6 protein-coding genes, 2 rRNA genes and 1 pseudogene are annotated in these 8,215 nt (G+C 73.1%); 8 read left to right on the top strand and 1 reads right to left on the bottom strand.

What is annotated here, in order from left to right; genetic code table 11:
- From ACIPRD_RS26370 to ACIPRD_RS26355, 4 genes and pseudogenes are all read left to right on the top strand, one after another.
- Positions 1-94 (top strand): 23S ribosomal RNA (locus ACIPRD_RS26370); the annotation flags it as partial.
- 112 nt (positions 95-206) lie between these two features.
- A 5S ribosomal RNA gene (rrf, locus tag ACIPRD_RS26365) occupies positions 207-323 on the top strand.
- Between the two features lie 94 nt (positions 324-417).
- Positions 418-1,686, top strand: a pseudogene (locus ACIPRD_RS26360) (hypothetical protein); the annotation flags it as partial.
- A 15-nt stretch (positions 1,687-1,701) separates the two neighbouring features.
- Positions 1,702-2,517, top strand: coding sequence for a hypothetical protein (locus ACIPRD_RS26355; protein ID WP_356400533.1), 816 nt, complete (start codon positions 1,702-1,704; stop codon positions 2,515-2,517).
- A gap of 123 nt (positions 2,518-2,640) precedes the next feature.
- Here ACIPRD_RS26355 and ACIPRD_RS26350 read toward each other — a convergent pair whose 3' ends face one another.
- Positions 2,641-3,924, bottom strand: a complete 1,284-nt coding sequence (locus tag ACIPRD_RS26350; protein WP_356399847.1) for a DUF1015 domain-containing protein — start codon at positions 3,922-3,924, stop codon at positions 2,641-2,643.
- A gap of 73 nt (positions 3,925-3,997) precedes the next feature.
- On the opposite strand from ACIPRD_RS26350, the gene ACIPRD_RS26345 reads away from it, so the two are divergent.
- From ACIPRD_RS26345 to ACIPRD_RS26330, 4 genes are all read left to right on the top strand, one after another.
- The gene (locus ACIPRD_RS26345) at positions 3,998-5,035 is read left to right on the top strand and encodes an HAD-IIA family hydrolase (RefSeq protein ID WP_401566448.1); all 1,038 of its coding nucleotides are present in this window, start codon (positions 3,998-4,000) and stop codon (positions 5,033-5,035) included.
- A 136-nt stretch (positions 5,036-5,171) separates the two neighbouring features.
- On the top strand, positions 5,172-6,215 hold the full coding sequence (locus ACIPRD_RS26340) for a FecCD family ABC transporter permease (RefSeq protein WP_401566445.1): 1,044 nt from the start codon (positions 5,172-5,174) through the stop codon (positions 6,213-6,215).
- The gene (locus tag ACIPRD_RS26335; RefSeq protein ID WP_356399853.1) at positions 6,212-7,258 is read left to right on the top strand and encodes an iron chelate uptake ABC transporter family permease subunit; all 1,047 of its coding nucleotides are present in this window, start codon (positions 6,212-6,214) and stop codon (positions 7,256-7,258) included. The genes ACIPRD_RS26340 and ACIPRD_RS26335 overlap by 4 nt, the downstream gene beginning before the upstream one ends.
- Entirely contained in the window at positions 7,255-8,151 is an 897-nt protein-coding gene (locus ACIPRD_RS26330) for an ABC transporter ATP-binding protein (protein WP_356399855.1), read from the top strand. Before ACIPRD_RS26335 ends, ACIPRD_RS26330 begins: the two co-directional genes overlap by 4 nt.
- The last annotated feature ends 64 nt before the right edge of the window (positions 8,152-8,215 follow it).

Below are 8,215 nucleotides of genomic sequence, written 5' to 3'. Positions count from 1 at the left end.
AGGCTCCCAGTAGACGACTGGGTTGATAGGCCAGATATGGAAGCCCGGTAACGGGTGGAGTTGACTGGTACTAATAGGCCGAGGGCTTGTCCTCATTTGCTCGCGTCCACTGTGTATGTTCTGAGGCAACGAACGGTTGCCGGCTTTGAGCTGAACTATATGAACACAAGTAAAAAGTGTGCTTGTTCGCTCGAAACCATTAGGGTTTCGGTGGTCATAGCGTGAGGGAAACGCCCGGTTACATTTCGAACCCGGAAGCTAAGCCTCACAGCGCCGATGGTACTGCAGGGGGGACCCTGTGGGAGAGTAGGACGCCGCCGAACAATCTTTGGAAGGACCCCTGGTCCCAGCGTTCAGCTGGGACCAGGGGTCCTTTTGTTTTTACAATACTTGCGGTACCGAAGACAGGAGTCACCCATGTCCACCAACTCGCCCGAGGACCGACCGGAGCGCGACCAGCGGCGACGGGACAGCGGTGACCGCGGCGATCGCGGCGGCTACCGCGGCGACCGTGGTGGCTTCCGTCGCGACAACGACCGCGGTGGTTACGGCCGGCGCGACGACAACCGCGGCAGCTACGGCGACCGTGGCGGCGACCGCGGCGACCGTGCCCCGCGCCGTGACGACCGCGGTGGCGACCGTCCGGCCTTCCGTGGCGGCGACCGCCGTGACGACAACCGTGGCAGCTACGGCGACCGCGGCGGCTTCCGTCGCGACGACCGTGGCGGCGACCGCGGTGGCCGTCCGGCCGGCGGTGGCTTCCAGCGTGACGACCGCGGTTCGCGTCCCTCGTTCCCGCGTGACGACCGTGCCCCGCGCCGTGACGACCGCGGTGGCGACCGTCCGCCCTTCCGTGGCGGCGACCGCCGTGACGACAACCGTGGCAGCTACGGCGACCGTGGCGGGTTCCGTCGCGACGACCGCGGTGGCGACCGCCGTGACGACCGTGGCGGTCGTCCGGCCGGCGGTGGCTTCCAGCGTGACGACCGTGGTTCCCGTCCCGCGTTCCAGCGTGACGACCGCGGCCCGCGCCGCGACGACCGTCGCGACGACAACCGTGGCAGCTACGGCGACCGCGGTGGCGACCGTGGCGGCTTCCGCCGCGACGACCGCGGCTCGCGCCCCGGCTTCCAGCGTGACGACCGCGCCCCGCGCCGTGACGACCGCGGTGGCGACCGTCCGCCCTTCCGTGGCGGCGACCGTCGCGACGACAACCGTGGCAGCTACGGCGACCGCGGTGGCGACCGTGGCGGGTTCCGTCGCGACGACCGCGGTGGCGACCGCCGTGACGACCGCGGTGGCCGTCCGTCCGGCGGTGGCTTCCAGCGTGACGACCGTAGTTCCCGTCCCGCGTACCAGCGTGACGACCGCGGCCCGCGCCGCGACGACCGCCGTGACGACAGCCGTGGCAGCTACGGCGACCGCGGTGGCGACCGTGGCGGCTTCCGCCGTGACGACCGTCGCGATGACCGAGGTGGCGACCGTCCGGCCTTCCGTCGTGACGACCGTCGGGACGACAGCCGTGGTGGCGACCGCGGCGGGTTCCGCCGTGACGACAGCCGTGGCAGCTACGGTGACCGCGGCGGCGACCGTGGCGGCTTCCGCCGCGACGACCGTGGCGGCGACCGCCGTGACGATCGCGGCGGCTTCCGTGGCCGCGACGACCGGGACCGTGACCGCGACCGCGAGCCCCTCAAGCGGATGCCGATCCCCGAGGACGTCACCGGCGACGAGATCGACAAGGACGTCCGGCAGGAGCTCCAGAGCCTGCCCAAGACGCTCGCCGAGGACGTCGCCAAGAACCTGGTGATGGTCGCTCGCCTCATCGACGAGGACCCCGAGCGCGCCTACGCCTACTCCCGGGTCGCCCTGCGCCTGGCGTCCCGTGTGGCCGCCGTCCGCGAGGCCGCCGGATTCGCCGCGTACGCCAACCAGAAGTACAGCGAGGCTCTCGGCGAGTTCCGTGCCGCCCGTCGCATGACCGGCAGCGTGGAGCTGTGGCCGGTCATGGCCGACTGCGAGCGCGGACTCGGCCGGCCCGAGCGTGCCCTGGACATGGCCGGTGCCCCCGAGGTGCAGAAGCTGGACAAGGCCGGTCAGGTCGAGATGCGTCTCGTCGCGGCCGGTGCCCGGCGTGACATGGAGCAGCTGGACGCGGCGATCGTGACCCTGCAGAGCCCCGAGCTCGCCTCCAGCTCCGTCCAGCCGTGGACCGCCCGTCTGCGCTACGCCTACGCCGACGCCCTGCTGGCCGCCGGCCGTCAGGCCGAGGCGCGCGAGTGGTTCGCGAAGGCCGTCGAGGCCGACCGCGACGGCAGCACGGACGCCTCCGACCGGCTCGCCGAGCTGGACGGTGTCGAGTTCACCGACGCCCTGGACGAGGACGAGGCCGAAGGCACCGCCGACGAGGCCGGTGCCGCCGAGGCCCCGGCACAGGACCTCGACCGTGAGCGGACCGAAGCCGCCACGGACGCCGAGGCCACCGACGACGCCGACGAGGACGACGACGAGGCCTGATCGGGCCCGCCGTACGGATGAACGGCTGAGCGCATGACGAAGGGCGGGACCCCCTGGGTCCCGCCCTTCGTCATGTCCGGCTCCGGTGTCCGGGCCCCTGCGTCCGGGTCCGCGATCCCGCGCTCAGAGCTCCAGCGCGCGCAGCACCAGCCCGGACGCAGGCTTCGGCCCGAACGACGTCGACTTGCGGGGCATCGTCACGCCCTGCCTGGCCAGATCGCGTACGACCTCCTCGCGGACCGGATGCATCAGCACCGCCGTCCCGCCGTCCCGCTCCGCCTTGGCGACCGTGGCCGCCGTGTCGTGGATGTAGGCGATGTGGGCGGGCGAGTCCTCGGGGATGTGCCAGACGTGTTCCAGGAGCGTGGCGTGCAGGACCGTTGCGTCCAGGGAGCGCCAGGCGGCCGGACGGTCGGCCGGGACCGTGCGGACGAGCAGGTCCGGGTCGGGCCGGTCCACCAGGTGGAAGGCGCCGTCGCCGGCCAGCAGGAAGGCGTTGCCCGCGCAGGAGGCGTCGGCCAGTGCCTCCAGAGCCTCGGCCAGCGGCACGTACATGCGCCGCACGCGGAACAGGCCTTCGAGGGGCGCCAGCGCCTCCGCGACCGGCAGGCCGTGCAGCAGGCGGTGGATGGCGCGGACGCGCAGCGGATAGCGGACGGTGTCCACCAGCAGCACCAGGCCGTGGTCCCAGGCGCTCGGGGACGGGTGCTCGGCACGCAGCCGCAGATAGGTGGCCCAGCGGTGGTGGCCGTCGGCGATCAGCGCCTGGTGCCGGGCGAGGTCGGTCCGGACCAGGGTCAGATCGGCGGGGTCGGTCACCGACCACAGACGGTGCCGGACGCCGTCCTCCGTGGTCGTGGTCAGCAGCGGCGCACCCAGGACCGTCCGCTCGATCACCTCGGCCGTGGCGCCGTCGCCGCGGTAGGTCAGCAGCAGGGGTTCCAGATTGGCGCGGGTGGCGCGCATCAGGGCCGCGCGCTCGGCCACGACCGGCCCTATCACGTCCTCGTGCGGCAGGACCACGCCCTCGGACGGCTCCGACAGGCGCAGGGCACCGATCACACCGCGCTGCACCAGCCCGTCGACCGTCCGCTGCTCGTAGACGTACAGGGCGGGCTCGGGGTCGGCGGCCAGGACGCCCTCGGCCAGCCACCGGTGCAGCGTGTCGGCCGCCTGTTCGTTGCGGGTGCTGGGCGTGCCGGCCTGGGGGAGGATCAGCCGGACGATGTTGTGCGGGTCGGCCGACTGCAGATGGTGCAGGCCGTCGGGGCGCACGACGACGTCGTACGGGGGAGAGGTGACGGAGGCCAGGCTGCCGACCCGGTCGGGGTCGTATCGAAGGCCTCGGAACGGGGTCAGTTCCAGGCCTCGGCGCGCCGTTGCTTCCGAGGGACCTGCTGTCTTCATCCCGGCATCGTACGTGTGCCGGGACGGTGGGGGATGATCGGGGGAAACACGGTCGAACGAGGAGCGATGCGGAATGAGCCAGGGCGTCAGGACGAGTCCCGGGAGCCCCGGGAGCAGCAGCCGGCCTCTGGACGAGGTGTACGACACGGCGCTGCTGGACCTCGACGGGGTGGTGTACGCGGGCGGCCACGCGATCGCGCACGCCGTCGAGTCGCTGGCCGTGGCGCGTACGGACGGGATGCGGCTGGCGTACGTCACCAACAACGCGCTGCGCACGCCGGACGCCGTGGCGGAACACCTCACGGAGCTGGGCATACCGACGGGTGCCGAGGACGTCATCACGTCCGCGCAGGCGGTCGCGCGGCTGATCGGCGAGCAGGTGCCGGCCGGGTCGCGGGTCCTCGTCATCGGCGGTGAGGGGCTGCGGGTGGCGCTGCGCGAACGCGGCCTGACGCCCGTCGAGTCGGCGGACGACGATCCGGCGGCGGTCGTGCAGGGGTACGGCGGGCCGGACCTGACGTGGGGCCGGTTCGCCGAGGCGTCGTACGCGGTGGCCCGCGGGGTGCCGTGGTTCGCGTCCAACACCGACCTGACGATCCCGAGCGGGCGGGGCATCGCGCCGGGCAACGGCGCGGCGGTGGAGGTCGTGCGGATCGCGACCGGCGCCGAGCCGCAGGTCGCGGGCAAGCCGCTGCCTCCCATGCACCGGGAGACCGTCCTGCGCACCGGCGCGGAGCGGCCGCTGGTCGTCGGGGACCGGCTGGACACGGACATCGAGGGCGCGTTCAACGGCGGTGTGGACTCGCTGCTGGTGCTGACCGGGGTCACCGACGGCGCGCAGCTGCTCGCCGCGCCGCCGCGGCACCGGCCGACGTACGTGGACGCCGACCTGCGCGGGCTGCTCACCGGCCAGCCGGAGGTCACCCGGGAGGGTGAGGGTTTCCGGTGCGGCGGGTGGACGGCGACGGCCGGGGCGGACGAACTCGGGCTGGACGGGGACGGCGAGGCGCTGGACGGTCTGCGGGCTCTGTGCGCGGCGGCCTGGACGGCGGCCGGGGACGGCTCCTGCGCACTGGACGGCTCCAAGGCGCTGGCCCGGCTCGGACTCTGAGGGTGCGGGAGGTCCGCCGCCCCCGGGGTTCCCGGAGAGTGTCCTGAAGTGTGCGCCCGTCGTGGGCCCTTGGAACAGGGGCGGAAGAGGCGCCTCGGCGTCGAGATCGAATGCGAGGGTAGGCTAACCTAACCTCGTGTTGGTCGACAGTCCTCCGGAACAGCGCGCGGAGATATCCCCCGCGCCCCCCTCCCGCCGGGCGGCGCGGGCACTCGGGCTGCTCCTGTCCGCCGCGGTCCTCGTGCTCGTCGCCCTGGCGAGCATCGCGGTCGGGGCGAAGGCGCTGTCGCCCGACCAGGTCTGGCACGGTCTGTTCCACGCCACCGGCACCTACGGCGACGTCGTCGTGGACGAGCGGATCTCCCGCACGCTCCTCGGCCTGCTGGCCGGTGCCGCGCTCGGCCTGTCCGGCGCGGTCCTCCAGGCGCTCACCCGCAACCCGCTGGCCGATCCCGGGCTGCTCGGCATCAACGCCGGCGCCTCGGCCGCCGTCGTCACCGCCATCACCTTCTTCGGTGTCACCAGCCTGAGCGGCTATGTGTGGTTCGCCTTCGCGGGCGCGGCGGCGGTCGGCGCACTGGTGTGGTTCCTCGGCGGCAGCCGGGGCGCGACACCGGTGCGGCTCGCGCTCGCCGGCACGGCGATCAGCGCCGCGCTGTACGGCTACCTCCAGGCCGTGATGATCACGGACGACGCCGCGCTGGGCAGGATGCGCTTCTGGACGGTCGGTTCACTGGCCTCGGCCTCGGACTCGACGATCCGGCAGGTGCTGCCGTTCCTCGCGGCGGGCACGGTCCTCGCGCTCGCGCTGGCCCGGCCGCTGAACGCCATGGAGATGGGCGACGACACCGCCCGCGCGCTCGGCGCCCACCTCAACCGCACCCGCGCGCTGGCCATGCTCGCCGCGACGGTGCTGTGCGGCGCCGCGACGGCCGCCTGCGGCCCGATCGTCTTCGTCGGACTGATGGTCCCGCACATGGTGCGCTCCTTCACCGGCCCCGACCTGCGCTGGATCCTCCCGTACGCCGCGGTCCTGTCGCCGGTGCTGCTGCTCGGCGCCGACGTCGTCGGCCGGGTCGTCGTGCGGCCCTCGGAACTCCAGGTCGGCATCGTCACCGCGCTCATCGGCGGGCCGGTCTTCATCTTTCTCGTACGACGGCGGAGGACGGCCCAGCTGTGAAGACCCGACTCAGGAGCCGTGCCGTGCGCACCCCCGGCGGGCTGTCGCTGCGCCTGGACCTCCGCTCCCTGGCCGTCGTCGTGCTGCTGGCGCTCGCCGCGATCGCCGCGGGGGTGGCGCTGATCGGCACCGGGGACGCGAAGATCCCGGCGGCCGACGTGCTCAGGACGCTGGCCGGGAACGGCAACGCGTACCAGAACTTCATCGTCGAGGAGCTGCGGCTGCCGCGCGTCCTGGTCGGCCTGCTGGTCGGCGCCTCGCTCGGCCTCGGCGGCGCGGTGTTCCAGGCCGTGTCCCGCAACCCGCTGGGCAGCCCCGACGTGCTGGGCCTGTCGCAGGGGTCGACCGCGGGCGCGCTGGTCGTGATCGTGCTGATGTCCGGCAGTGCCGCCCAGGTCACCGTCGGCGCGCTGCTCGGCGGACTGCTGACCGGGCTCGCCATCTATCTGCTCGCCTGGAAGCAGGGCGTGCACGGGTACCGGCTCGTCCTGGTCGGCATCGGCGTCTCGGCGTTCGTCACCGCGGTCAACGGCTATCTGCTCACCAAGGCCGACCTGGTGGACGCGGCCCGCGCGGTGGTGTGGATGACCGGCTCGCTCGACGGCCGTGACTGGACGCAGGTCTGGCCGCTGCTGGCGCTGTGCGCCGTCGTCGTCCCGCTGGTCCTCGTCAACGGCCGGGGCCTGAGGATGATGGAGATGGGCGACGACGTCGCGAACGCGCTCGGCGTGCGCGTGCAGCGCGTACGGATGGTCCTGATGGTCTGCGCCGTCCTGCTGACCGCGGCCGCCACCGCCGCCGCGGGACCCGTCAGCTTCGTGGCGCTCACCGCCCCCCAGCTCGCCCGGCGGCTGACCCGCTCGCCCGGTCCGAACCTGGTCCCCTCGCTCTTCATGGGCGCGGCCCTGCTGGTCACCGCCGACTGGGCCTCCCAGCGCGTCTTCGGCGCCGACCAGCTGCCGGTGGGCGTGGTCACCGGAGTGCTGGGCGGCGGCTATCTGCTCTGGCTGCTCGTCACCGAGCGCAGGGCGGGCCGGATATGAGCGAGGGCGCGCAGAGCACGAGCGAGAGCGAGCGCGGCCCGGCGACGGGCGGCCCGCACCAGAACACCCCGAGGAGCACCGTGAACCGCCTGTCCGCCGAGAACGTCACCCTCGCCTACGACCGGCGCGTCATCGCCGAGAAGCTGTCGGTGGAGATACCCGACAACTCCTTCACGGTGATCGTCGGCCCGAACGCGTGCGGCAAGTCGACCCTCCTGCGGGCGCTGTCGCGGATGCTCAGGCCCACCGAGGGCCGGGTGCTGCTGGACGGGCAGACCATCCAGTCGATGCCGGCCAAGAAGGCCGCCCGCACCCTCGGCCTGCTGCCGCAGTCGTCCATCGCGCCCGACGGCATCACCGTCGCCGACCTCGTCGGCCGCGGCCGGTACCCGCACCAGGGCCTGCTGCGCCAGTGGTCCGCCGAGGACGAGCGCGTCGTCCAGGAGTCCATGGCCCACACCGGTGTCGCCGAGCTCGCCGACCGGTACGTCGACGAGCTATCCGGCGGTCAGCGCCAGCGCGTCTGGATCGCCATGGCGCTCGCCCAGCAGACCCCGCTGCTCCTCCTGGACGAGCCGACCACCTACCTCGACATCCAGCACCAGATCGACGTCCTCGACCTGTGTGCCGAGCTGCACGAGACCCAGGGCCGCACCCTGGTCGCCGTCCTGCACGACCTCAACCACGCCGCCCGGTACGCCACCCATCTGATCGCCCTGCGCGGCGGCGAGGTGATCGCCGAGGGCGCGCCGAAGGACATCGTCACCGCCGGTCTGGTCGAGGAGGTCTTCGGGCTGCGCTGCCAGGTCATCGACGACCCCGAGACGGGCACCCCGCTGGTGGTGCCGGCCGCGCGCGGGGCGCGGAAGGCGAAGGTCCCGGCCGCTTCCTGAGCGCCGCCGGCCGGGCGCGGACCGGACGGCGTGGCACGGGCCGCTTCCGGGCACACGTCGCCGG

Origin of the sequence: Streptomyces sp. NPDC090108 (genome assembly GCF_044747185.1) — a bacterium.
GTDB lineage: Bacteria > Actinomycetota > Actinomycetes > Streptomycetales > Streptomycetaceae > Streptomyces.
This window is presented reverse-complemented; position numbering and strand designations above follow the sequence as displayed.